The 23,912-nt window shown below is 69.7% G+C and carries 22 protein-coding genes; 21 read left to right on the top strand and 1 reads right to left on the bottom strand.

Translation table 11 applies throughout. From position 1 onward, the window contains the following. Nucleotides 1-44 precede the first annotated feature (44 nt). The 4 genes from thrB to AB0B72_RS30015 all read left to right on the top strand — a co-directional run bounded on the left by thrB (nucleotide 45) and on the right by AB0B72_RS30015 (nucleotide 5,668). Entirely contained in the window at nucleotides 45-1,010 is a 966-nt protein-coding gene (thrB, locus tag AB0B72_RS30000) for a homoserine kinase (protein WP_367742512.1), read from the top strand. Between the two features lie 413 nt (nucleotides 1,011-1,423). Then, complete coding sequence (rho, locus tag AB0B72_RS30005; RefSeq protein WP_367742514.1) at nucleotides 1,424-3,502, top strand: transcription termination factor Rho; 2,079 nt, start codon at nucleotides 1,424-1,426, stop codon at nucleotides 3,500-3,502. Between the two features lie 176 nt (nucleotides 3,503-3,678). Beyond that, nucleotides 3,679-4,998 carry a sensor histidine kinase gene (locus AB0B72_RS30010; RefSeq protein WP_367742516.1) on the top strand — a complete coding sequence of 440 codons (1,320 nt, stop codon included), beginning with the start codon at nucleotides 3,679-3,681 and terminating at the stop codon, nucleotides 4,996-4,998. Nucleotides 4,999-5,026: 28 nt separating this feature from the next. After that, complete coding sequence (locus tag AB0B72_RS30015; protein WP_367742518.1) at nucleotides 5,027-5,668, top strand: response regulator; 642 nt, start codon at nucleotides 5,027-5,029, stop codon at nucleotides 5,666-5,668. Between the two features lie 110 nt (nucleotides 5,669-5,778). Here the strand turns inward: AB0B72_RS30015 and AB0B72_RS30020 are convergent, their stop codons facing one another. Then, the gene (locus AB0B72_RS30020) at nucleotides 5,779-6,867 is read right to left on the bottom strand and encodes a hypothetical protein (protein WP_367742520.1); all 1,089 of its coding nucleotides are present in this window, start codon (nucleotides 6,865-6,867) and stop codon (nucleotides 5,779-5,781) included. Nucleotides 6,868-7,187: 320 nt separating this feature from the next. Between AB0B72_RS30020 and rpmE the strand changes: the two genes are divergently transcribed. The 17 genes from rpmE to atpD all read left to right on the top strand — a co-directional run bounded on the left by rpmE (nucleotide 7,188) and on the right by atpD (nucleotide 23,828). Further along, the gene (rpmE, locus tag AB0B72_RS30025) at nucleotides 7,188-7,406 is read left to right on the top strand and encodes a 50S ribosomal protein L31 (RefSeq protein ID WP_367742522.1); all 219 of its coding nucleotides are present in this window, start codon (nucleotides 7,188-7,190) and stop codon (nucleotides 7,404-7,406) included. Between the two features lie 110 nt (nucleotides 7,407-7,516). Beyond that, nucleotides 7,517-8,563, top strand: a complete 1,047-nt coding sequence (gene prfA / locus AB0B72_RS30030; RefSeq protein WP_367742525.1) for a peptide chain release factor 1 — start codon at nucleotides 7,517-7,519, stop codon at nucleotides 8,561-8,563. Between the two features lie 93 nt (nucleotides 8,564-8,656). Beyond that, entirely contained in the window at nucleotides 8,657-9,511 is an 855-nt protein-coding gene (prmC, locus tag AB0B72_RS30035) for a peptide chain release factor N(5)-glutamine methyltransferase (protein ID WP_367742526.1), read from the top strand. A gap of 49 nt (nucleotides 9,512-9,560) precedes the next feature. Next, nucleotides 9,561-10,208 carry an L-threonylcarbamoyladenylate synthase gene (locus AB0B72_RS30040; RefSeq protein WP_367742527.1) on the top strand — a complete coding sequence of 216 codons (648 nt, stop codon included), beginning with the start codon at nucleotides 9,561-9,563 and terminating at the stop codon, nucleotides 10,206-10,208. Nucleotides 10,209-10,370: 162 nt separating this feature from the next. After that, nucleotides 10,371-12,707: a hypothetical protein gene (locus AB0B72_RS30045; protein ID WP_367742529.1), complete on the top strand. Its 2,337-nt coding sequence runs from the start codon at nucleotides 10,371-10,373 to the stop codon at nucleotides 12,705-12,707. 245 nt (nucleotides 12,708-12,952) lie between these two features. Continuing rightward, nucleotides 12,953-13,339 (top strand): hypothetical protein, encoded by a 387-nt coding sequence (locus tag AB0B72_RS30050; RefSeq protein ID WP_367742531.1) that lies wholly within the window; start codon nucleotides 12,953-12,955, stop codon nucleotides 13,337-13,339. Nucleotides 13,340-13,516: 177 nt separating this feature from the next. After that, nucleotides 13,517-14,785 (top strand): serine hydroxymethyltransferase, encoded by a 1,269-nt coding sequence (glyA, locus tag AB0B72_RS30055; protein ID WP_367742532.1) that lies wholly within the window; start codon nucleotides 13,517-13,519, stop codon nucleotides 14,783-14,785. A gap of 57 nt (nucleotides 14,786-14,842) precedes the next feature. Further along, nucleotides 14,843-16,342 carry an undecaprenyl/decaprenyl-phosphate alpha-N-acetylglucosaminyl 1-phosphate transferase gene (locus AB0B72_RS30060; protein ID WP_367742533.1) on the top strand — a complete coding sequence of 500 codons (1,500 nt, stop codon included), beginning with the start codon at nucleotides 14,843-14,845 and terminating at the stop codon, nucleotides 16,340-16,342. Between the two features lie 167 nt (nucleotides 16,343-16,509). Then, nucleotides 16,510-16,932, top strand: a complete 423-nt coding sequence (locus AB0B72_RS30065; RefSeq protein ID WP_367742535.1) for a hypothetical protein — start codon at nucleotides 16,510-16,512, stop codon at nucleotides 16,930-16,932. A gap of 63 nt (nucleotides 16,933-16,995) precedes the next feature. Beyond that, nucleotides 16,996-17,211, top strand: a complete 216-nt coding sequence (locus AB0B72_RS30070; RefSeq protein WP_367742536.1) for a hypothetical protein — start codon at nucleotides 16,996-16,998, stop codon at nucleotides 17,209-17,211. Nucleotides 17,212-17,354: 143 nt separating this feature from the next. Then, complete coding sequence (atpB, locus tag AB0B72_RS30075) at nucleotides 17,355-18,146, top strand: F0F1 ATP synthase subunit A (protein ID WP_367742538.1); 792 nt, start codon at nucleotides 17,355-17,357, stop codon at nucleotides 18,144-18,146. A 63-nt stretch (nucleotides 18,147-18,209) separates the two neighbouring features. Beyond that, on the top strand, nucleotides 18,210-18,440 hold the full coding sequence (atpE, locus tag AB0B72_RS30080) for an ATP synthase F0 subunit C (protein ID WP_367742540.1): 231 nt from the start codon (nucleotides 18,210-18,212) through the stop codon (nucleotides 18,438-18,440). 28 nt (nucleotides 18,441-18,468) lie between these two features. Next, on the top strand, nucleotides 18,469-19,014 hold the full coding sequence (locus AB0B72_RS30085) for a F0F1 ATP synthase subunit B (protein WP_367742541.1): 546 nt from the start codon (nucleotides 18,469-18,471) through the stop codon (nucleotides 19,012-19,014). After that, the gene (locus AB0B72_RS30090) at nucleotides 19,014-19,823 is read left to right on the top strand and encodes a F0F1 ATP synthase subunit delta (RefSeq protein WP_367742542.1); all 810 of its coding nucleotides are present in this window, start codon (nucleotides 19,014-19,016) and stop codon (nucleotides 19,821-19,823) included. Before AB0B72_RS30085 ends, AB0B72_RS30090 begins: the two co-directional genes overlap by 1 nt. A 23-nt stretch (nucleotides 19,824-19,846) precedes the next feature. Further along, nucleotides 19,847-21,496, top strand: coding sequence for a F0F1 ATP synthase subunit alpha (gene atpA / locus AB0B72_RS30095; RefSeq protein WP_367742543.1), 1,650 nt, complete (start codon nucleotides 19,847-19,849; stop codon nucleotides 21,494-21,496). A 3-nt stretch (nucleotides 21,497-21,499) separates the two neighbouring features. Then, nucleotides 21,500-22,399, top strand: a complete 900-nt coding sequence (locus AB0B72_RS30100) for a F0F1 ATP synthase subunit gamma (RefSeq protein WP_367742545.1) — start codon at nucleotides 21,500-21,502, stop codon at nucleotides 22,397-22,399. Between the two features lies 1 nt (nucleotide 22,400). Further along, the gene (gene atpD, locus AB0B72_RS30105) at nucleotides 22,401-23,828 is read left to right on the top strand and encodes a F0F1 ATP synthase subunit beta (RefSeq protein ID WP_367742546.1); all 1,428 of its coding nucleotides are present in this window, start codon (nucleotides 22,401-22,403) and stop codon (nucleotides 23,826-23,828) included. Nucleotides 23,829-23,912: the final 84 nt, after the last annotated feature.

A 23,912-nucleotide genomic window follows, 5' to 3' on the forward strand; every position in this document is an offset into this window, starting at 1 on the left:
AGCAGTGTCCCGCAGTGAGATCGACCATGGGTTCAGGTGACGAAGTGACCGACAGTCGCGGGGTCGTCGTCCGCGTGCCGGCGACCAGCGCCAACCTCGGCCCGGGCTTCGACAGCCTCGGCCTCGCCCTCGACCTGTACGACGAGGTGGAGGCCGCCCTCACCGAGGGCACGGGGGTGAAGATCGACGTCGAGGGCGAGGGCGCCGGCGAGCTCGACGGCGGTGAGGGCCACCTGATCGTGCGGACGATGCGGGCCGCGTTCGACCGCATGGGCGTCCCCCAGCCCGCCGGCATCCGCCTGGTCTGCCGCAACCGCATCCCGCACGCGCGTGGGCTCGGCTCGTCCTCGGCCGCCATCTGCGCGGGCATCCTCGCCGCCCGCGCGCTCGCCGCCCCGCCCGCCGCCGGGGACGTCCCGTCGCACGGCACGGCCGCGGGAGCCGTACGGGACCTGTCGGACGCGGAGGCGTTCGCGCTCGCGACCGAGCTGGAGGGGCACCCCGACAACGTGGCCCCCTGTCTGGCGGGCGGGCTCACCATCGCCTGGACGGACGGCTCCGGAGCTGCGAGTATGGTGAAACTGACGCCGCACGAGGACGTCCGGCCGGTGGCCTTGGTTCCCGGTTTCCGGTTGTCCACGGAGGAGGCGCGAGGGCTCCTGCCGAAGGATGTGCCGCACGCCGACGCCGCGGTCAACGCGGGGCGGGCTGCACTGCTCGTCGCGGCGCTCACGCAGAGACCGGAACCCGGTCTCCTGCTCGCCGCCACCGAAGATCGACTGCACCAGGACTATCGGGCGCCCGCGATGCCGCGGACGACCGATCTGGTACGGCGCCTGCGAGCGGCGGGCGTCGCCGCAGTGGTCTCGGGCGCCGGTCCCACGGTTCTCGCGTTTACGACACGGGACACAGAGGATTTGATCGCACCAGAAGTGGGTAATGACTGGCACATCCAACCAATGAGCGTCGACCCGCGCGGTGCGTTCGTTCGGTTTCCCGAGACACGCTGATGCTTCTTCGACCTTCAGGGAATAGCTGTGCGCTCTGGTGATGTTAGGCTGATAGCCGCACCAGGTGCCCCCGTGTTGGGTGCGTGCTTGTCATTCGCACATCGCTGCACTTCGCTTCGCGTCCTTCGACGCGGGCAAGGCGATTTCCCCGAAACCGTTTCCTTCTGCCGGCCCACCCGCGGGTGGCATGGCCGGAGGCGGCGTTCTCGGCGACATGCGCGTTCGAACCACCAAGACATCTGGACGGTTGCGGCGATCCGGGGGCTGACCCCCGGGCACCCACCGCTCGCGAGCCCCGAGGGTCATCGACACATGAGACTCGCGAAGCCCGACCCGGTCTGTCCCGCCGGGTCGCACCACCGGGACGCATGGACGCATGAATCCGGCGCCCGACCCCTGGGAAGGACCCTTAGTTGAGCGACACCACCGAACTCCTCTCCGACGGCCAGGCCGCCGGCGACACCCCCACTCCCGCCCCGGCCCGGCCGCGTCGTCGCTCCGGCACCGGCCTCGCAGGCATGGTGCTCCCTGAGCTGCAGGCCATGGCGACCGGACTCGGTATCACCGGCACCGGACGGATGCGCAAGAGCCAGCTCATCGCGGCCATCCAGGACAAGCAGGGCGGCGCCGCGGAGGTCTCCGCCGAGCCGAAGCCGGTCGCGGAGGCCCCGGCCGTCGTCGAGCGGCCCGCCCGTGGCCGCAGGGAACGTTCCCGCGCCTCGTCCGCGAGCTCGGTGGCCGCTCCGGCCGCCGCCCCGGCTGTGACCGCGGAGCCGGCCGTCGTCGCCGAGCCCGCCGTCGTGGCCCGTGACGAGCGCCCCATCGTCGAGGCCGCCCCCGCGCCGGAGGCCTCCAACGGAGCGTCCCCGCACGCGACCGCGGAGCCGCAGGCCGACGCCGTTCAGAGCGACCCGCGCACCGAGGGCAGGCCCGAGCGCGGCGAGCGCCGCGAGCGCCGCACACGCGGCGAGCGGGGCCGTGAGCGCACCGACCGTGACGGCCGTGCCGACCGCGGTGACCAGCGCGCCGCCGCCGCCGACGCCGGCGATGGTCCGGGACGCGGCTCGCAGGGCCGTGACCAGGGACGTGACCAGCAGGGCCGTGACGGCAGGCAGGACACCCGCCAGGACGCACGGCAGGACAGCAGGCAGGACGGCAGGGCCGACAGCCGCGACTCCCGCGACTCCCGTGACTCGCGTGACCGTGACGGTCGCGACCGGGATGTCCGTGACCGGGACGGCAGGGGCGGCCCCGACCAGCAGGACGACGGCCGTGGCCGTCGTGGACGGTTCCGGGAGCGCAACCGGCGTGGCCGTGACCGCTTCGACAGCAACGAGCCGGTCATCAGCGACGACGACGTCCTCATCCCGATCGCCGGGATCCTCGATATCCTCGACAACTACGCCTTCGTGCGGACCAGCGGCTATCTGCCCGGTTCGAACGACGTCTACGTCTCGCTCGCCCAGATCCGCCGCAACGGCCTGCGCAAGGGCGACGTCATCACCGGCGCCGTCAGGCAGCCCCGCGACGGCGAGCGGCGCGAGAAGTTCAACGCGCTCGTCCGGCTCGACACGGTCAACGGGATGGACCCGGAGCAGGCCCGCCAGCGGCCGGACTTCAACAAGCTCACGCCGCTCTACCCGCAGGAGCGCCTGCGCCTGGAGACCGAGCCGAACGTCCTGACCACGCGGATCATCGACCTGGTCTCGCCGATCGGCAAGGGCCAGCGTGGCCTCATCGTGTCGCCGCCCAAGGCCGGCAAGACGATGGTGCTCCAGGCGATCGCCAACGCGATCACCCACAACAACCCCGAGTGCCACCTGATGGTCGTCCTCGTCGACGAGCGTCCGGAAGAGGTCACCGACATGCAGCGGTCGGTGAAGGGCGAGGTCATCCACTCGACCTTCGACCGTCCCGCCGAGGACCACACCACGGTCGCGGAGCTGGCGATCGAGCGGGCCAAGCGCCTGGTCGAGCTGGGCCACGACGTGGTCGTCCTGCTCGACTCGATCACCCGCCTGGGCCGCGCGTACAACCTCGCGGCGCCCGCGAGCGGCCGGATCCTGTCCGGTGGTGTCGACTCGACCGCGCTCTACCCGCCGAAGCGGTTCTTCGGCGCCGCCCGCAACATCGAGAACGGCGGCTCGCTGACGATCCTCGCGACGGCGCTCGTCGAGACCGGATCCAAGATGGACGAGGTCATCTTCGAGGAGTTCAAGGGCACCGGCAACATGGAGCTCAAGCTCAACCGGTCGCTGGCCGACAAGCGGATCTTCCCGGCGGTGGACGTCGACGCGTCCGGCACCCGCAAGGAGGAGATCCTCATGGCCAAGGACGAGCTGGGCATCGTCTGGAAGCTCCGCCGCGTCCTCCACGCTCTCGACATGCAGCAGGCGCTGGAGCTCCTTCTGGAGAAGATGAAGGAGACCAAGTCCAACGCCGAGTTCATGCTTCAGGTGCAGAAGACGACGGTCAGCAACGACCGCGACTGACACAGGCCGGGGCCCCGCCCCGGTGACGATCGACGCCCCGGGTGGTCCGCCGCCCGGGGCGTCGGCGTTTACAGCTAGCCCCACCCCCAGGATGGGCGTTCGCCCCATTCACCGCGGCCGTGGAAGTTGGCAGGCTTGCCTCGCAGGCCCGTACGCGTAGAACGGGAAGGGTGAGGATGACTGCCGAGATGGCGGCGGGGGACCGGGAGGACCTCCGCGCCCGCAGGCCGCTCAGGGAACGGGTGCCGCTCGGCCCCCGCGGCCCCCTGGGGATGGTCGTCGATCCGCTCACATGGCGGGCCGTGCCGTACCTGCTGGTGAGCATGTTCCTCGGCATGGCCTGGCTCACCGTGCTGGCCTTTGTCATCCCCGTGTCGATGGCGCTCGTCATCGTCTGGGTGGGGCTCCCGATGCTCGTCGTGACGATGCTGCTGTGGCGGGGCGCGGCGATGCTCGAACGGCGGTTCCTGCGGCTGGCCTTCGGGGTGACCATCCGCGATCCCTACCGCCCCCGCCCTCAGGGCGGGCTCGTCCGCCATGTCGAGTGGCTCTTCGGCGACCCCGCCACCTGGAAGGACCTGGGCTACCTGTGCCTGCTCCTGCCGCTGGGGGCGATGGAGTTCGTCGTGTCGCTCCTGCTGTGGGGAAGCGGGCTGACGCTCCTCACCGGGCCGGTCACCGCCCTGCTCGGCCTGGACGCCTTCATGGACGTGCGGTACGGATCGGCGCTGGACGCGCTGCCCTGGACGCTGCTCGGCGTGATCTGCCTCGTGCTGGCGCTGTACGCCGTGCGGGGGATGGCCGCGCTGCACACGATGCTCGCGCAGATCCTGCTCGGCGCCGACGAGCAGGCCCGGCTGCGGGCGCAGACCGAGCACCTGAGGGCGAGCCGCGCCAGGGGCGTCGACACGGCGGAGACCGAACGGCGGCGCATCGAGCGCGACCTGCACGACGGCGCCCAGCAGCGGCTGCTGGCCGTCGCCCTCGACCTGGGGCGGGCCCAGGCGAAGTTCGACGACGACCCGGAGACGGCCAGGGAGTTGCTGGCCAGCGCGCACGCGGGGACGAAGGCCGCCATCTCCGAGCTGCGCGACCTCGCCCGGGGGATCTACCCGGCCATCCTCACCGACCGGGGCCTCGACGCCGCCCTGTCGTCGCTCGCCGCACGGGCACCCGTACGGGTCGATCTGTCGGTGGAGATCACCGATCGGCCGCCGCCCGCCGTGGAGAGCATCGCCTACTTCATCGTCGCCGAGACGCTCAGCAACATGGCCAAGCACTCCCAGGCGACACAGGCGTCGGTGTCCGTGCGCAGGGATGGAACGAACGTCGTCGTGGAGATCCGCGACAACGGCGTCGGCGGGGCGAGGGCCGTGCCGGGCGGCGGCCTGGCGGGCCTCGCCGACCGCGCCGCGACCATCGACGGCGCGCTGTTCGTGGACAGCCCGCCCGGAGGGCCGACGGCCGTCCGGGCGGAGCTTCCCTGCACCTGGTGAGGCTCCACCGGCGCTCTAGGGTGGGCCCATGCGCGTGGTGATCGCTGAAGACTCGGTGCTGCTCCGCGAGGGCCTCGTACGGCTGCTGGCCGACGGGGGGATAGAGACGGTCGCCACGGTCGGCGACGGGCCCGGGCTGGTCGCCGCCGTCGACGGCCATGGGCCGGACCTGGCGATCGTCGACGTCCGTATGCCGCCCTCGCACACCGACGAGGGGCTGCGCGCCGCGATCGAGGTCCGCGGCCGCCGCCCCGGCTTCCCGATCCTCGTGCTGTCGCAGTACGTCGAGGAGCGGTACGCGACCGACCTGATCGGCGGCGGCGCGGCGGCGGTCGGCTACCTGCTCAAGGAGCGGATCGCGGACGTCACCGAGTTTCTCGACGCGGTCCGCCGGGTGGCCGCCGGAGGCACGGTCATCGACCCGGAGGTGGTCGTGCAGCTTCTCAGCCGCCGCCGTGGCCGCCTCGACGCGCTGAGCGCGCGTGAGCGGCAGGTGCTGTCGCTGATGGCGGAGGGGCGGTCCAACGCGGCCGTCGCCTCCCGCCTCGTCGTCAGCGAGGGAGCTGTGGAGAAGCACATCTCGGCCATCTTCGTGAAGCTGGGCCTCGACCCCGCGCCGGACGACCACCGCCGTGTGCTCGCCGTGCTGGCCTATCTGGGGCATTCGTAAGGCCGGGTACGCCGAAGGCCCGCGCGGATCGCTCCGGCGCGGGCCTTCCTCACCTCATCTGTACGGCTTGCTCCAGGGGTTGGTGGGGCGAGCCGTACAGCCGTGTGCCACTACTTGACGTCGACGAACTTGATGTTCGACAGCGAGCCGTACGTGAGGCTCGTGGCCGCGGCCGTCGTCCGCCAGTAGCCGTCGTACTTGGGCTTGACGACCTTGGCGTACTTACCGGTGGAGGTGGCGCCGACGTAGCCGACGAACTTCCACTTGGAGGTGCCCTTCTTCTTGAAGTAGAGCTTCAGGATCTTCTTGCTCCAGGCCTTGGAGCCCCGGTAGACCTTGCCGTAGAGCTTGGTCGTCTTGCCCTTCTTCACCTTGGACGGCGAGGCGTACAGGGTGATCTTGGACTTGGCCTTGGAGCTGGTCTTCCTGACCTCGAAGGTCTTGACGAAGCTGTACTTCTTGCTGCCCCGCTCGACGCTGACCTTGAGCTGCCAGGTGCCGGTGTCGGTGCTGTAGTCGAAGGCCGTCGAGTCGTGGTAGGAGTCGTCCGCCTCCAGCCCGGTGGTGAGGCTGTAGTAGTCGTCCCCGTCCTTGCTCTCCAGGCGGACGTCGGTGATCTTCTCCTCGCCGGCCGCGCCGCCGCGCTCCAGGTGGAACGCCGCGTAGACGTCGATCTCCTTGCCCGACTTCAGGTACACCGGGTCAGGGTCGACGTTCGCCGACGTGACACGCGTGGCCTGGGCGACCGTGATCCCGAAGATTTCTGACTTGGCTTCGGCGCTGCCGTCGGGGTCGACGGTGACCTTGAGGTTCCACTTGCCCGGCTTGTCGCTCGAGGAGACCGGCACGCTGCCGCTGACCTCGGTCGGCTTGGTGGTGGCGGTGGTGTCGGTCAACTGGGTGACGTTGGCGGCCGTGCCCGTACCGGTGGTCGCCTCACCGTCCTTGTAGAACACCGCTGTGATCTTCGGCGCCTTGTCGCCGACGTACGAGTCGGTGACGCCCACCTTGAACGGGATCGTCGTGCTCCCGCTCGGGGGGATGAACGTGTCGGTGAAGGTCGCCGAGCCGATCCCGAAGGCACGGGCGGCTGTCGTGATGCTGGCGCTTGCGGGGGAAGCTACGGTGATGGCCCCACCGCTGGCGAAGACTGCCGCCCCCGTAGCGGCCGCGAAGGCGAGCCGCAGGCTCTTCCTCATGCATACCCCTATCATTGGTAAAATTGAGGGAAAAGTCGGGTTTAAACACCGGAGCCTAGTGGGGCTGCTGAGGCTCGTCCACCAGGATGTAAACGTTCATCCGGTTTGCGGTGAATTGACCGGTTACCTCCCCTGTCAGAGCTCCCGGCGTACGCGTGGGAATAGCCCATGGCCTGGGAAGGTTGCAGGATCTGGCACACTGGTAGCCGAACCGCAGTGGTACCGGTTCACGCGCCGCGCATCCGAGTGTGCTGATGCGCGCTCCGCCGTACGGGCGGGAAAGCGACCCGGCGACCGCACCGAGCGTTAGGAACTGACACATGAAGGCCGACATCCACCCGGAGTACGTGGACACCCAGGTGACGTGCACCTGCGGGAACACGTTCACCACCCGCAGCACCGCGAAGAACGGCGTGATCCACGCCGACGTGTGCTCCGCCTGCCACCCCTTCTACACGGGCAAGCAGAAGATCCTCGACACCGGTGGCCGGGTGGCGCGCTTCGAGGCGCGCTTCGGCAAGAAGGCCCAGGGCAAGTAGCTCGTCTCGAACGCCGGCTCGGAGGCGTCCCTTCTCGACAGGGGCGCATCCGGGTCGGCGTTCTTGGTGATTGCGGCCTATTCGCGAGGATCTGAGGAAAGGAGCGCGCGGTGAACCTCGAAGAGATCCTGAGCGAGTACGCGGACCTGGAGTCCCGGCTCGCTGACCCCGCCGTTCACGCCGACCAGTCCAAGGCGAGGACGTACGGCAAGCGCTACGCGGCGCTGACGCCGATCGTCTCGACCTACCGGGAGCTGGAGGGCGTCCGGCAGGACCTCGCGACGGCCCGGGAGCTGGGGGCGGAGGACCAGGCGTTCGCCGACGAGGCGGCCGAGCTGGAGAGCCGCGTCCCCGTCCTGGAGGAGAAGCTCACCCACCTCCTCGTCCCCCGCGACCCCAATGACGACAAGGACGTCATCATGGAGATCAAGGCGGGCGAGGGCGGCCAGGAGTCGGCCCTGTTCGCCGGGGACCTCCTGCGGATGTACCTCAGATACGCCGAGCGGGTCGGCTACAAGACCGAGATCATCGACGCCCAGCACTCCGATCTCGGCGGCTACAAGGACGTCACCGTCGCGATCAAGGGCAAGGAGGGCGTCTGGGCCCGGCTCAAGTTCGAGGGCGGGGTCCACCGGGTCCAGCGGGTGCCGGTGACCGAGTCGCAGGGGCGCATCCACACCTCCGCCGCCGGCGTGCTCGTCTACCCCGAGGCCGAGGAGGTGGAGGTCCAGATCGACCAGAACGACCTGCGGATCGACGTCTTCCGTTCCAGCGGCCCCGGCGGCCAGAGCGTCAACACGACCGACTCCGCCGTCCGGATCACCCACCTGCCGACCGGCGTGGTCGTCTCCTGCCAGAACGAGAAGAGCCAGCTGCAGAACAAGGAGTCGGCGCTGCGCATCCTGCGCGCCCGGCTGCTCGTCATGGCGCAGGAGGAGGCGGAGGCGGCGGCGATGGCCGAGCGCAAGTCGCAGATCCGCACCGTCGACCGCTCCGAACGGGTTCGCACGTACAACTATCCGGAAAACCGCATTTCCGACCATCGCGTCGGCTTCAAGGCCTACAACCTCGACCAAGTGCTGGACGGCGATCTCGACGCGGTGATACAGGCTTTGCTCGACGCAGAACTGGCGGACAAGCTCGCCGCCCACTCGTGAGCCCGTACCATCCCCTCGCAGGCCCTGTACCAGGGAAGCCGCCCCCGCACGTGTCGTGAGCCCGATGCCGTGAGACCAGTGCCGTAAGAGACCATGACCTTCCTGTTCGACGAGATCGCCCTCGCGACCGCCCGGCTAGCCGAGGCGGGCGTGCCGTCGCCGCGCACCGACGCAGAAGAGATCGCGGCCTTCGTCCATGGCGTCCCCAGGGGAATGCTGCACACGGTGAAGGACGCCGACTTCGACGCGCGCTTCTGGGAGGGCGTCGCGCGGCGGGAGGCCCGCGAGCCGCTCCAGCACATCACCGGCCGCGCCTACTTCCGCTACCTGTCGCTGGAAGTGGGCCCCGGCGTCTTCGTGCCCCGGCCGGAGACCGAGGTCGTCGCCGGATGGGCCATCGACCGGCTGCGCGAGATGGACGTCGCCTCGCCCGTCGTCGTGGACCTCGGCACAGGGTCCGGCGCGATCGCACTGTCCATCGCCCAGGAGGTCGCGCTCGCCCAGGTGCACGCGGTGGAGATCGACCCCGTGGCGTACGCCTGGGCCAGGCGCAACGTCCTGGAGCACGGCCAGGGACGCACGACGCTGCACCCGGAGGATCTGGCCGACTGCCTGCCCGAGCTCGACGGCCAGGTGGACCTGGTCGTGTCGAATCCCCCGTACATCCCGCCCGGCGCGATCCCCCGCGACCCCGAGGTGCGCGACTACGATCCGTCCCGGGCGTTGTACGGTTCGGGAGACGACGGGCTCGACGAGGTCAGAGCCGTGGAGCGGACGGCGCGCCGGCTGCTGCGGCCTGGCGGGTTCGTCGCCGTCGAGCACGCCGACCAGCAGGGGAATTCGGTCTACTGGGTGTTCTCCGAGGAGAACGGCTGGCGCGACGTGCGCCTGCGCCAGGATCTGACGGGAAGGGACCGGTTCGTCACCGCGCGGCTGGCGCAGGACTGACCGGGCATTCGATGAAAGCGCGTACGCGGCACATGGAAGGATGGGCGTTGTGAGCCGACGGTATGACTGTGCTGACCCGACCGAGCGGGCCGCGGGCCTTGCCGACGCGACCTCCGTGGTACGACGGGGTGAGCTGGTCGTTCTGCCCACCGACACCGTCTACGGCATCGGCGCCGACGCGTTCAGCCATTCGGGGGTCACCGCTCTGCTGGAGGCCAAGGGCCGTGGCCGGGACATGCCCGTCCCCGTGCTCGTCGGCACCGTGCGCGCGGCCAACGCGCTGGTGGAGGGTCTCGGCACGTACGGTCAGGACCTCGTGGACGCCTTCTGGCCCGGCCCTCTCACCCTGATCCTGCGGGCCAACCGGTCGCTCTCGTGGGACCTCGGCGACACCAAGGGGACCGTCGCCGTACGCATGCCGCTCCACTCGCTCGCCCTGGAACTGCTCAAGGAGACCGGCCCGATGGCCGTCTCCAGCGCCAACCGGTCGGGGTCGGCGCCGGCGACCACGGCCGAAGAGGCGGAGGAGCAGCTCGGCGACTCGGTGTCGCTCTATCTCGACGACGGACCGTGCAAGGACAACGTCCCGTCCACGATCCTCGATCTCACGACGGCCGTGCCGCGTGTGCTGCGCAAGGGCGGAGTGCCCGTGGACAAGCTGCGCGGCATCGTCGGCTACCTCGCCACCGAGGACTGATCACACCCTGTCCTGTACAGCCGGACCGTACGGCCAGGCGCGTACGGACCGGCTGTTAGGGCGGCGATCAGGGCGATTCATGCCATCTGGATAAAGGTCTTCTCGACGGCTGTCACCCCAGCTACCGTGAAGTGCGCCGATATCTCTGTGGAGGCGCGCCCCATGGCCAAGCTCGACGGGATGGATCCCAAGCTCGTCCGCGAGTTGCTGTCAGAGGTTCAGCACGCCGCGAAGCAGATGGACAGCATCGAGGCCCGGGTCACCCAGCTCACACGTGGGGCCGGTGTCTCCGTGCACACGACCCATCGACCGGCTCAGGTGGCGGACGCCTGCTCCACGATGGTCAAGGACGTCGACAGCCGCCTCGTCCTTCTGGAGAAGAAGGAGAAGCAGCAGGGCGGCAACGGCAAAGCCCCGACGGGCAAGGAGACCACGTTCTCCCCCGAGCAGGACACGACCAAGCCGTCGGACGACCCCAAGCCCGCCGGTGACAAGTCCGACGACGCCAAAGCCGACTCGAAGGAAGATGCCAAGGCTGATTCCAAGGCCGACTCGAAGGCCGATGCCAAGGCCGACCCGAAGCCGGACGGGAAGGCGGCGCAGGACAATTCCGGTGCAGGGCATTCCGGCTCGGCCGTGACCACGCCAGATTCTCCTTCGAAGAGCGAACCGACCCACAAGACGCACAGTGCGGCCGAAAGCGCCACCCACGCGAAGAGCGGCGGCGCGACGCACGGTGTCGCCGAAGGCACGCTCGCGCAGAAGACCCACGGCACGGCCGAAGGCGAGCTCGCCCAAGTCGCCCGGCCCAGTCACGGCGACAGTGCTGAGGGCGCGGGCACGAGCGGCGCCGCGAACCCTGGAACGGGCAACGGCGCGAACGGATCGACCGGCACTCACGGCTCGGGCAACGGAACCTCCGGCACAGGCACCGGAGACGCGAACGGCACCGGCACCGGGACAGGCACGGGTCATGCCAACGACACCGGTTCTCAAGGCGGCACAGGAGCCGGCACCAGCACAGGCAATGCGAACGGCACCGGCGACGTCAACGGCAGCGGCTCTCAGGGCGGTACCGGCACAGGCAACGGCACCGGCACTGGAACCGGTGCCGGCGATGTCAACGGAACCGGGACCGGCACTGGCGACGTCAACGGCAGCGGATCTCACACCGGTACCGGCACGGGTGACGGTGCCGCGACTGGCACTGGTAACGCCAATGGCGCTGGCTCTCAGGGTGGTACGGGCACGGGCGATGGCAGCGCGACCGGCACTGGCGACGTGAACGGCAGCGGGTCTGACACCGGTACCGGCACGGGTGACGGTGCCGCGACTGGCACTGGTAACGCCAACGGCAGCGGATCCCACACCGGCACCGGCACCGGGGACGCCAACGGCGCTGGCTCTCAGGGTGGCACGGGCACGGGCGATGGCAGCGCGACCGGCACTGGCACCGGCACGGGGGACGTCAATGGGACCGGGAACGCCACAGGCAACGGTGACGGCAGTGGCCATGGAACAGGCGGAGCGGACGGGTCGAAGGCGACCGGAGAGCAGCCGCCCTCCGGTCGTGACGACTCGCAGATCATCGACACGCCGAAGAAGGATCACCCCGACGACATCGACCAGACAGCCGGCAGGCAGGTGATCGTGGTCGACGGGGTCAAGGTGGTCAGCACACCGATGAATCAGCCGAGCGCCGACTACACCAACTGGCTGAACGACCACATGAGCGAGGTCCAGCCAATCGACATGCCGAGCGTGGACGCGCACGCAGGCACCGCGACGACGGGTCCCCATCCGGACGGGAAGCCGGGGTATGTCGAGCCGCTGGAGCCCAGCCATACGACCGCCGGCAGTTCCTCCCACGCCGGCCTGGCACCGGGCGACCCGATGGGCGACTACGTCGGCACCGCCGCCGACAACGTCACCGAGGACCCGTTCGCGACAGGAAACGCCGATTCGGTGCCAGGAACACCCGACGACCAGGCCACCGCCGCCACACCCCACTCAACCTCAGGCCACACCGGCACCGGTGGCCACACCGGCACCGGTGCGGGCGCGTCAGACGCGACGCCAGGGGCGGGTTCAGGCTCAGGTTCCACCGGCTCCGGGACAGGGGCGAACGGCGGCTCGGGATCCGGGCCGGACGCGGGTGCGGGTTCCACCGGCTCGGGTGCGGGTTCCGCCGGCTCCGGGGCGGGGTCCGGCACTTCCGGGTCCGACGCGGGGACGATACCCGATCCGCGATCGATGGCGGCCGCGCAGCCTGGTGACGTGCTGTCCTATCCCGCGCGGGGCTCCGACGACGACGCCGTTCTCAAGATGCTCGTCGACCACCACCGGGAGATCGAGCCGATCGACATGCCGAGTGTCAGTGTGCCGGAAGGCGAGTGGGGCAAGGGCGACTGGGTGGCGAGGAAGATCGAGCCCGACGGGCCTTCCGGCAGCGTCGATCCCATCGACCCCGGCAAGCCGATCCCGCCCCCGGGGAGCTGACGGATGACCGGCCTTCCCGTGCCCGTTGACCACTGCTCCGTGCCATCCGGACACGCGCCGGGGGAGCAGGCCGCCGAACGCCCCCGGACGCGACTCCTGCCCAGGTCGGCACGTCGAACCGGCCCGGAAACGGGTTCACTACAGGCGTCCGGCAGGGAGGGGCGCCATCCCGCGCCCGCCATGACCGCCGTACACGCGAAAGACCCGGCCGGCACCACGGCCGGCCCATCTTGGGAGGCGCGATCGTGACGTACGTCGACCCGCCGGCGCCGACGCCCCTGCAGCCGGGTGAGGCGCCGCCCGCGCCGTCGAGCACCGATCTGCTCGCCCCGGGCGGGCAGCCGACGGGCTGGGTGTTCAACCCCGAGTACCAGAAGCTCGTCGACCTGTGGCTGCAGGTCGTCCCGCTGATGGACCAGCTCACGCGTTCCCTGGACAAGCCGTACGAGATGGCGCGAAGCAAGGACGTGTGGGACGCGCCGGTCGCGGGGCGCTACGTCGAGGACCTGGCCGAGTCGCGCACCAGGCTGGGCATGTACCGCCAGGCCGTGCTGACGGCGATCAGCGACCAGGCCGCTGACACCCCCCGCTGGGTCCCGAGCAGCGCGGGGGCGCCGCACGCGTACTCCTGACCCGCGGAGGACCGCTCGGAGGACCGCTCGGAGGACCGCTCGGCGGGCGGCCCCGGCGGCCGCCCTGATCTGACTCCACCGGCCACGACCTGCGGCGAACGACGTATTCGCCGCAGGGACGGGCGCGGGCTTACATTGGGAGCGGCGACGGTCGTCGCCGGGATGTGAGCCGCTCCCATGACGCCAGCCGAACCGTTCTACGGGCCTGACTTCACCCAGCTCGCCGGGCAGGACCCCGAGGTGGCCCAAGTGCTGCTCGACGAGGTCGCCAGGGTGCGCGGCGGGCTTCAGCTCATCGCCAGCGAGAACTTCGCCTCGCCCGCCGTGCTGGCTGCGCTCGGTTCGACGCTCACCAACAAGTACGCAGAGGGCTACCCTGGCCGCCGCTATTACGGCGGCTGCGAGGTGGTCGACCGGGCCGAGCGGATCGCCCTCGACAGAGCCAGAAAGCTGTTCGGGGCCGACCACGCCAACGTCCAGCCGCACAGCGGCGCGTCGGCCAACCTGGCGGCGTACGCGGCGCTTCTGCAGCCGGGGGACACGGCGCTGGCGATGGACCTCCAGCACGGAGGTCACCTCACCCACGGCTCCAAGGTCAACTTCTCGGGCAGATGGTTCCACGTCGTCCCGTACGGCGTCCGCCGGGACAGCGAGCTGATCGACTACGACGAGGTGCGCGACCTCGCCCTCAGGCACCAGCCCAAGATGATCATCTGTGGCGCGACGTCGTACCCCCGGCTGATCGACCACGCCGCCTTCCGCGGGATCGCCGACGAGGTCGGTGCCTGGCTGCTCGTGGACGCCGCCCACACGATCGGCCTGATGGCCGGCGGGGCGATCCCGTCGGCCGTTCCGTACGCCGACGTGGTGACGTTCACGACGCACAAGGGGTTGCGCGGGCCGCGCGGGGGAGGGGTGCTGTGCACGGAGGAGCTGGCGTCCCTGATCGACCGGGCCGTGTTCCCCTTCACCCAAGGCGGCCCGCTGATGCACGCCGTCGCGGCGAAGGCGGTGGCCTTCGGGGAGGCGATGCGGCCGGAGTTCGCGGCGTACGCGGCGGCGGTGGCCGCGAACGCGGCGACGCTCGCGGAAGGGCTGACGGCGGAGGGGATGCGCCCGGTGTCGGGCGGCACGGACACCCACCTCGCGCTGATCGACCTGCGTGGCCTCGGCGTGAGCGGCGCAGACGCGGAGCGGCGCTGCGCGGCCGCCGGGGTGACGCTCAACCGCAACGTCATCCCGTACGACCCGGAGCCGCCGACGGTCACCTCTGGGATCAGGGTCGGCACGCCCTGCGTGACCACCCAGGGGATGGGGGTGCCGGAAATGAGGGAGGTCGCATCCATCGTCGTTCAGGCCATCGCCCACCCGGGTGCGGTAGCGTCGGTCATTGAACGGGTAAAGGGGCTGACCGCGACGCATCCGGCATATCCCCGAGTGGATTGAGGCGGTCTGTGTCGTTTTCCCGTCACAACTGGTCCTCCCATCCAGGAAACTAGGTCCGTGCGGGAATATCTCCTCTTGGCACTCGTGGCGTCAGCGGTGACCTACCTGCTGGTGCCGCCTGTCCGGGCGTTCGCGCTGCGCATCGGCGCGGCACCGGAGGTGCGGGAGCGGGACGTGCACAAGGTCCCCATCCCCCGGCTCGGCGGCCTGGCCATGTTCGGCGGGCTGGCGGCGGGGCTGCTCGTGGCCACCCGATTGCCGTACGTGGGGCACGCGCTCGCCAGCGGCCAGACGGGGAGCACGCTGGCGGCCCTGCTCGCCGCGGGCGGCCTGATCGTGGTGACCGGCTTCCTCGACGACTGGCTGGGGATGGACGCCATCGTCAAGCTCGGCGGCCAGATCGCCGCGGGAGGCCTGCTCGTCTACTTCGGGATGTACATCCAGTGGCTGCCGCTGCCCGAGTTCATGGGCGGCCCCCTGAGCCTGGACACCAACCTCCAGACGATCCTGACGATCCTGGTCGTGGTGGTCGTCATCAACGCGGTGAACTTCGTCGACGGCCTGGACGGCCTGGCCGCCGGGATCGTCGGCATCGCGGCGATGGCGACGTTCGCCTACTCGGTCGCGCTGTCCCAGATCGGCAGCGGGTCGCGGATCAACGTCACGGCCGCCATCGCGGCGATCCTCATCGGGATGTGCGTGGGCTTCCTGCCGCACAACTTCCACCCGGCGAAGATCTTCATGGGTGACACGGGGGCCATGCTCATCGGGCTGCTCCTGGCCACCTCGCTGGTCACCATCGCCTCGTCGGTCGACACGAGCAGCAAGGAGATCAACGAGTTCCCGGTGATCCTGCCGCTGATCCTTCCGGTCGCGGTGATGATCCTGCCGCTGGCCGACCTCGTCATGGCCGTGGTCCGCCGCACGTCGGCCGGGCTGTCGCCGTTCGCGCCCGACCGCGGTCACCTGCACCACCGGCTGCTCGACATCGGCCACTCCCACCGGCGCAGCGTCCTGATCATGTACGCGTGGACGTTCCTGTTCGCGTTCGCCATCGTGGGCCTGTCGATCCAGGGGGTGCCGCTTGTGCTGTTCCCGCTGACGGTCCTGCTGGCGGTGCTGGTGCTCATCATGATGGCGCTGCCCCGGTGGCGGGCGCGCCGGGACGCCCTGCGGTACAGGAAGATCGGCGCTCACGCGGCCGGGCGCCGGCCCTCGGGCGCCTTCCCGGCGCCTGTGACGCCGGCGCCGGAGGTGGCGGTGCCGGGCCAGGCCCGAACGGGCCAGCACGCGTCTGGTCCGTCGGCACAGGGCCCGGCTGTGCCGGGCCGGGCCGCATCGGGTCCGCCGGCACATGGCTCAGGCGCTCAGGGGCACGGTGCCCAGGGTCCAGGTGCCCAGGGCCCCGGTGCACAGGGTCCAGGTGTGCCGGGCTCCGTCACCCCAGGGCCAGTTCTTCCGGGTCATGGCGTGCCTGGTCAGGGTGTGCCTGGTCAAGGTGTGCCCGGGTCTCCCACGGCGCCGCCCACTCACCGGGCCAACACCACAACCCTCTGACCAGCGAGAACCCTCCACCACTCAGGCCACGCCGCTTACGCCGCCCCGAAACGGCAGGTAAAGGTGGCACTCCGAGGCTTGTGATAGCTTTCACTAGCAGGGGGGCGACGCGCAGCACGCCCCAAGAGGTACCAATCGCTCGCTTGACAACCGACCATGGAGTTCCGATGCAGGCCAACGACGTGCGCGTTCTCAAGGGCGCCGCCGTGCCGACCGTCGTAGTGGGTGTCGTCGCCGTGCTCGTGGCGGCCCTCCTGACCGGTGCGAAGGGGGCGCTCGGCGCCGGGATCGGCGTCGTCCTCGTCGCCGCCTTCTTCACCGTCGGCCTGGTGGTCGTCTCCTGGGCCGGAAAAGTGTCGCCCATGGCGATGATGGCGGCGGCCGTCGTGGGCTACGTCGTCAAGGTGCTGGCGATCATGGCCGTGCTGACCGCCTTCGACGGCACGACCGCATTCAACTCCCAGGTGTTCGCCCTGGTCACGATCCTGTGTACGCTGACATGGACGGTCGGCGAGATGCGCGGCTTCATGAAGCTCAAGCTGCTCTATGTCGAGCCGGATGCCGAGGTCCCCGGGCAGGGCCGTCGATGATCATGTTGGCGGGGCAGCCCGATATGACTAGTCCCCACGCCTCCTGCTATCGTCGTGCCCGCGATGAGCGAACAGGAGCGCAGCCCCGAAAAGGACGGCCGCGACTTCGCCGACGCCGCCTGGTCGGTCCCGAGCTATCTGCTGTCAGGGATCCTGGTATGGGGCGGCATCGGCTGGTTGCTGAGCTGGTGGACGGGTGTGCACGCGTTCATCCCCATAGGCGTTGTTCTCGGGGCCGGGCTCGCGGCCTACCTCGTGTATCTGAAGTTCGGCCGCTGAGAGCCGGCCAGTTTCCCCCGCTCCTCTGTCGCTTCCGTTGATCGAATCACTCTGAAGGGAACGCCCGTGCGCGAGCGTAGCGAACGGACGAACAAGCACATGCTTCGGGCCCTCGGCTCCGGACGGGTAGTAGAGGTGGCCCGGTGACCCTCCTGACGTTTGCGGCCGAGGGCGACTTCGAGGCGCCCGGTCCGTCGATCTTCAACTTCCCCCCGCTGTACGAGGGCGCGCCGTCCTGGCTGACCAAGCCGGCGGTGTTCGCCGTCGTCGGAGCCCTGCTCGTGTGCGCCTTCCTGTGGAGCGCGTTCGCCAAGCCGCAGCTGGTGCCGCGCAGGATGCAGAACATCGGCGAGATGGGCTACGAGTTCGTCCGCGACCAGGTGGCCCGGCCGTTCCTGGGCAAGGACGCCGAGCGCTGGATGCCGCTGCTGCTCAGCATGTTCTTCCTGATCCTGCTCTGGAACTTCTTCGGCGTCGTCCCGCTGATCCAGATGCCGATCGCCTCGCACATCGCGTTCCCCGCGGTCCTGGCGATTCTCATCTACGTGATCAAGGTCTACCTCGGGATCAAGCACCAGGGCGCCGGTGGCTACTTCAAGAACATGATGTTCCCGCCGGGACTGCCCAAGCCGATCTACCTGCTGCTGGCCCCGATCGAGTTCGCGTCGAACCTGATCATCGCTCCGTTCACCCACGCGGTCCGGCTCTTCGCGAACATGTTCGCCGGCCACCTCATCCTGGCCTTCTTCAGCGCCGTCGGCTTCTGGTTCCTCTTCGAGAGGCTCACCCCGCTTGGCGCCGGCCTCGGCGTGCTCGGAGCGATCATGACGATCGCGATGACCGGATTCGAGATGTTCATCCAGTTCCTGCAGGCGTTCCTCTTCACGCTGCTGGCCGCCATGTACATCGGCGGCTCGCTGCACTCGGACCACTGATCCACCCCCTGACGTAGACAAGACCGGTGAGCTTCACCGGCCGACAGTAAAGGAAGAACACCCATGAGCGTTCTCGCTGAAGTGGTCGGCAACCTCGGCGCGATCGGTTACGGCCTCGCCGCCATCGGCCCCGGCATCGGCGTGGGCATCATCTTCGGTCAGGGCGTGCAGGCGATCGCCCGCCAGCCCGAGGCGTACGGCCTGATCCGGCAGAACATGCTGCTCGGCTTCGTCCTCACCGAGGCGCTGGCCCTCATCGGCCTCGTCGCGCCCTTCATCTACCCCAAGGCCTGACGTCCGACTCTGAAGGAAGGCTGCATCCATGACATACGCAGCTACGATCCTCGCGGCAGAGGAGAACAATCCTCTCCTGCCGCACCTGTCCGAGCTGGTCGTCGGCAGCTTCGCCTTCCTTGTCGTCTTCCTCGTCGTCGGCAAGATCCTCACCCCGCGCATCCAGAAGACCCTGGCCGAGCGGACCGAGGCGATCGAGGGCGGCATCAAGAAGGCGGAGGACGCGCAGGCCGAGGCCCAGCGAACCCTTGAGGAGTACCGCGCCCGGCTGAACGAGGCACGGCAGGAGGCGTCGCGTCTCCGCGAGGAGGCGCGTGAGCAGGGCGCCCAGCTCAAGGCGGAGCTCCGCGAGGAGGCGCAGGCCGAGGCCAGGCGCATCGTCGAGGCGGCGCACGCCCAGATCGAGGCCGACAAGCAGCAGGCCCTCAACCAGCTGCGCGGCGAGATCGGCCGCCTGTCCACCGAGCTCGCCGGCCGCATCGTCGGCGAGTCGCTGGAGGACGAGGCCCGGCAGCGCCGCATCGTCGACAGGTTCCTCGAGGAGCTCGAGGGCCGGCCGGAGGCGGTTCGCTGATGCGCGGCCTGAGCAGGACCGCTCTCGCCGAGGTCGAGGAGAGGTTCAACGCGGTCGCGGCTGCGGCCGACCTCGGCGTGCTCGCCGAGGAGCTGTTCGCCGTCGCCGACCTGTTCGACCGGGAGCACGGGCTGCGGCGCGGGCTGTCCGACCCCGCCCGTCACGCCGAGCAGAAGGAGCGGACCATCCGCGGCCTGCTGGACGGCAAGGTGGGTCAGGAGGCCCTCGAGGTCACGGTCGCCGCTGTCCGCGCCCGGTGGTCCGGCTCGGGCGACCTGGCCGACGCCCTTGAGCGCGTCGGCGTGATGGCCGCCGCGGCGGAGGCCGAGTCGGGCAACCGGCTCGACGACGTCGAGGACGAGCTGTTCAGGTTCGGCCGGATCCTGGCCGCCAACCCCTCGCTGCGCCGCGCGCTCGCCGACCCCGCCGTCGCGGGGGAGCACAAGCAGGAGCTGCTCGACGCGCTGCTCGGCGGCAAGGTCGCCCCGTCCACGCTCCGTCTCATCGCGCAGGTGGTCCTGCACCCGCGAGGACGTAGCCTGGAGACGGCCCTTGAGGAGTACGGCTGGATCGTGGCCCGGGCGCGGCAGCGCCTCGTGGGAGTCGTGCGCAGCGCGGTCCCGCTCGGGGACGAGCAGAAGCAGCGGCTCGCGGCATGGCTGCGAGCCACCTACGGTCGAGAGGTCCACCTGAACGTCGAGGTGGATCCCAAGGTGCTCGGTGGGTTCTCGGTGCAGGTCGGCGACGACCTCATCGACACCACGATCGCCGGACGCATCGAAGAAGTCCGCCGCCGGTTGGCCGGCTAGGCGAATAGGGAGACGAAGAAGAGATGGCGGAGCTTACGATCCGGCCGGACGAGATCCGGGATGCCCTTGAGCGTTTCGTCGAGGCGTACGAGCCGGAAGGCGCGGCGCGCGAGGAGATCGGGACCGTCGTCGACGCCGGCGACGGCATCGCCCATGTCTCCGGTCTGCCGTCGGCGATGGCGAACGAGCTGATCGAGTTCGAGAACGGCACCCGCGGTCTGGCCCTCAACCTGGACGTCCGCGAGCTCGGCGCGGTCATCCTCGGCCAGTTCAGCGGCATCGAGGAGGGGCAGCAGGTCCGCCGTACCGGCGAGGTCCTGTCGGTCCCGGTCGGCGACGACTTCCTCGGCCGCGTGGTCGACCCCCTGGGCAACCCGCTCGACGGCAAGGGCGCGATCCAGGCGGAGACCCGTCGAGCCCTGGAGCTGCAGGCCCCCTCGGTGGTCCAGCGCCAGCCGGTGAAGGAGCCGCTGCAGACCGGCCTCAAGGCGATCGACGCCATGACGCCGATCGGCCGCGGCCAGCGCCAGCTGATCATCGGTGACCGCGGCACCGGCAAGACCGCGATCGCCGTGGACACGATCCTGAACCAGAAGGAGAACTGGCTCTCCGGCGACCCGGCGCGGCAGGTGCGCTGCATCTACGTCGCCGTCGGCCAGAAGGGCTCGACCATCGCGCAGGTCCGCGGTCGCCTCGAGGAGGCCGGCGCGCTGGAGTACACCACCATCATCGCCGCCCCCGCGTCCGACCCCGCGGGCTTCAAGTACATCGCCCCCTACACCGGCTCCGCCCTCGGGCAGCACTGGATGTACCAGGGCAAGCACGTCCTGATCGTCTTCGACGACCTGACGAAGCAGGCCGACGCCTACCGCGCCGTGTCGCTGCTGCTGCGCCGCCCGCCGGGCCGCGAGGCCTTCCCCGGCGACGTCTTCTACTTGCACTCCCGCCTGCTGGAGCGTTGCGCCAAGCTGTCGGACGACCTGGGCGGCGGCTCGATGACCGGTCTGCCGATCATCGAGACCAAGGGCAACGACGTCTCGGCGTTCATCCCCACCAACGTCATCTCGATCACCGACGGCCAGTGCTTCCTGGAGACCGACCTGTTCAACGCGGGCGTCCGCCCGGCGATCAACGTCGGTATCTCGGTCTCCCGCGTCGGCGGCTCCGCCCAGATCAAGGCCATGAAGACGGTGGCCGGCACGCTCCGCCTGTCGCTGTCCCAGTACCGCGACCTGGAGGCGTTCGCCGCCTTCGCCTCCGACCTGGACGCGGCCTCCCGCGCCCAGCTGGAGCGCGGCTCGCGCCTGGTGGAGCTGCTCAAGCAGCCGCAGTACAGCCCGTTCCCGGTCGAGAAGCAGGTCGTCTCGGTCTGGGCCGGCACCACCGGCCAGCTCGACGACGTGCCGCTGGAGGACATCCGCCGCTTCGAGGCGGAGTTCCTCGAGTACCTGCAGAGCACCCAGAAGGGTGTCTTCGACAGCATCCGCGAGACGCGGCAGCTGGCCGACGACACGGTGACCGCCCTCAAGGACTCCATCACCGAGTTCAAGAAGGGCTTCACCACCTCCGGCGGCGAGCTGCTGGTGAAGGACGAGCCCGTGGAGTCGCTCGACGCCTCCGAGGTCGGCCAGGAGAAGGTCGTCCGGCACGTGCGCAAGGCTGAGGCGAAGTAGGCCATGGGTGCCCAGCTGAGATTGCTGCGGCGGCGGATCAGGTCGGTCAAGTCCACCGCGAAGATCACCCGCGCGCAGGAGCTGATCGCCTCGTCCCGCATCATCAAGGCGCAGCAGCGGATGCAGGCGGCCGTGCCGTACGAGCGTGAGATCACGCACGCGGTCTCGGCCGTCCTGTCGAACACCGCGCGCGTGGACCACCCCCTCACCGTTGCCAAGGAGCAGCCGCGGACGGCGGGCGTGCTCATCGTCACCAGCGACCGCGGCTTCGCGGGCGGCTTCAACGCCAACGTGCTGCGCGAGGCCGAGGCGCTGCGAGGGCACCTGAGCGACCGGGGCCTGTCGGTCCAGCCGTACGTCGTGGGCCGCAAGGGCCTGACATGGCACCGGTTCCGCGGCCGTGAGCTGTTCGGCGAGTGGGACGGTTTCTCCGACAACCCGTCGTACGGCCACGCCAAGGACATCGCGAACGCGCTGATCGGCTCGTTCAAGCAGGACGACGGGATCGACGAGATCCACGTCGTGTCCACGGAGTTCGTGTCGATGCTGACGCAGAACGTCGTCGTCAAGCGGATTCTGCCGCTCGAGGTCGAGGAGACGGAGGAGCCCCCGGACGGGCCGATGCCGTACTTCGAGTTCGAACCGGGAGCCGGTGACGTCCTCGACGCGCTGCTGCCGCGCTACATCGAGTCGCGCATCTACAACGCGCTGCTCCAGTCGGCGGCCTCCGAGCACGCCGCCCGCCGCCGGGCGATGAAGTCCGCCACGGACAACGCCAACGACCTCATCGGGGTGTTCACCCGTCAGATGAACCAGGCGCGCCAGGCCGAGATCACCCAGGAAATCAGCGAGATCGTCGGTGGCGCCAACGCGCTCGCTGACGCCGCAGCGGGGAAAGAGTGAAATGACCGCACAGACTGTTGAGACCTCCGTGGGCCGTGTCGCCCGCGTCACCGGTCCGGTCGTCGACGTGGAGTTCCCCGTCGAGGCCATGCCGGAGATCTACAACGCGCTCACCGTCGACGTCACGCTCGGCGATGAGACCAGCACCCTGACCCTTGAGGTCGCCCAGCACCTCGGCGACAACATCGTCCGGGCCATCTCCATGCAGCCCACCGACGGCCTCGTCCGCGGCGCGGCCGTGACCGACAGCGGAGAGCCCATCTCCGTGCCGGTGGGAGACGTCGTCAAGGGCCACGTGTGGAACGCCCTCGGCGAGCCGCTCGACATTCCCAAGGCGTCCCTGGAGATCACCGAGAGGTGGCCGATCCACCGGCCGTCCCCGGCGTTCGACCAGCTCGAGTCGCGCACCGAGATCCTGCCCACCGGCATCAAGGTGCTCGACCTGCTCACGCCGTACGTGAAGGGCGGCAAGATCGGCCTGTTCGGCGGCGCGGGCGTCGGCAAGACCGTTCTGATCCAGGAGATGATCCGCCGGGTCGCGCGCGAGTTCTCGGGCACCTCGGTGTTCGCGGGCGTCGGCGAGCGCACCCGCGAGGGCAACGACCTGTGGCTGGAGATGGAGGAGGCGAACGTCCTCAAGGACACCGCCCTCGTCTTCGGCCAGATGGACGAGCCCCCGGGCACCCGTCTGCGGGTGGCGCTGTCCGCGCTGACCATGGCGGAGTACTTCCGCGACGTGCAGAAGCAGGACGTGCTGCTGTTCATCGACAACATCTTCCGGTTCACCCAGGCGGGCTCCGAGGTGTCCACGCTGCTCGGCCGTATGCCGTCCGCGGTGGGTTACCAGCCGACCCTCGCCGACGAGATGGGCGTCCTCCAGGAGCGCATCACCTCGACCCGCGGCCACTCGATCACCTCCATGCAGGCGATCTACGTGCCCGCCGACGACATCACCGACCCGGCCCCGCACAACGCGTTCGCGCACCTCGACGCGCAGACCGTGCTGTCGCGGCCGATCTCGGAGAAGGGCATCTACCCCGCGGTGGACCCGCTCGACTCCACCTCGCGGATCCTCGACCCGCAGATCCTCGGTGAGGAGCACTACGCGGTCGCCCAGCAGACCAAGCAGATCCTGCAGAAGTACAGGGAGCTGCAGGACATCATCGCCATCCTGGGCATCGACGAGCTGTCCGAAGAGGACAAGGTCACCGTCAACCGGGCCCGCCGGATCGAGCGGTTCCTGTCCCACCCGATGTACGCCGCCGAGGCGTTCACCGGCCAGCCCGGCGAGTTCGTCCCGCTGGACGAGACCATCGCGTCCTTCAAGGGTCTGTGCGCCGGCGAGTACGACCACCTGCCCGAGCAGGCGTTCTTCATGGTCGGCGGCATCGAGCAGGCCGTCGCCAAGGCGAAGGAACTCGAGCGCTAGACGCCCGCGAGGCCGGTGCGGCGCGGCCCGCCGCGCCGCCCCGGCCCCGACGGCGTCTCCGTGGACTGGGAGCTGGGTAAGTGG

Origin of the sequence: Microbispora sp. NPDC049125 (genome assembly GCF_040802045.1) — a bacterium.
Taxonomy (GTDB): domain Bacteria; phylum Actinomycetota; class Actinomycetes; order Streptosporangiales; family Streptosporangiaceae; genus Microbispora.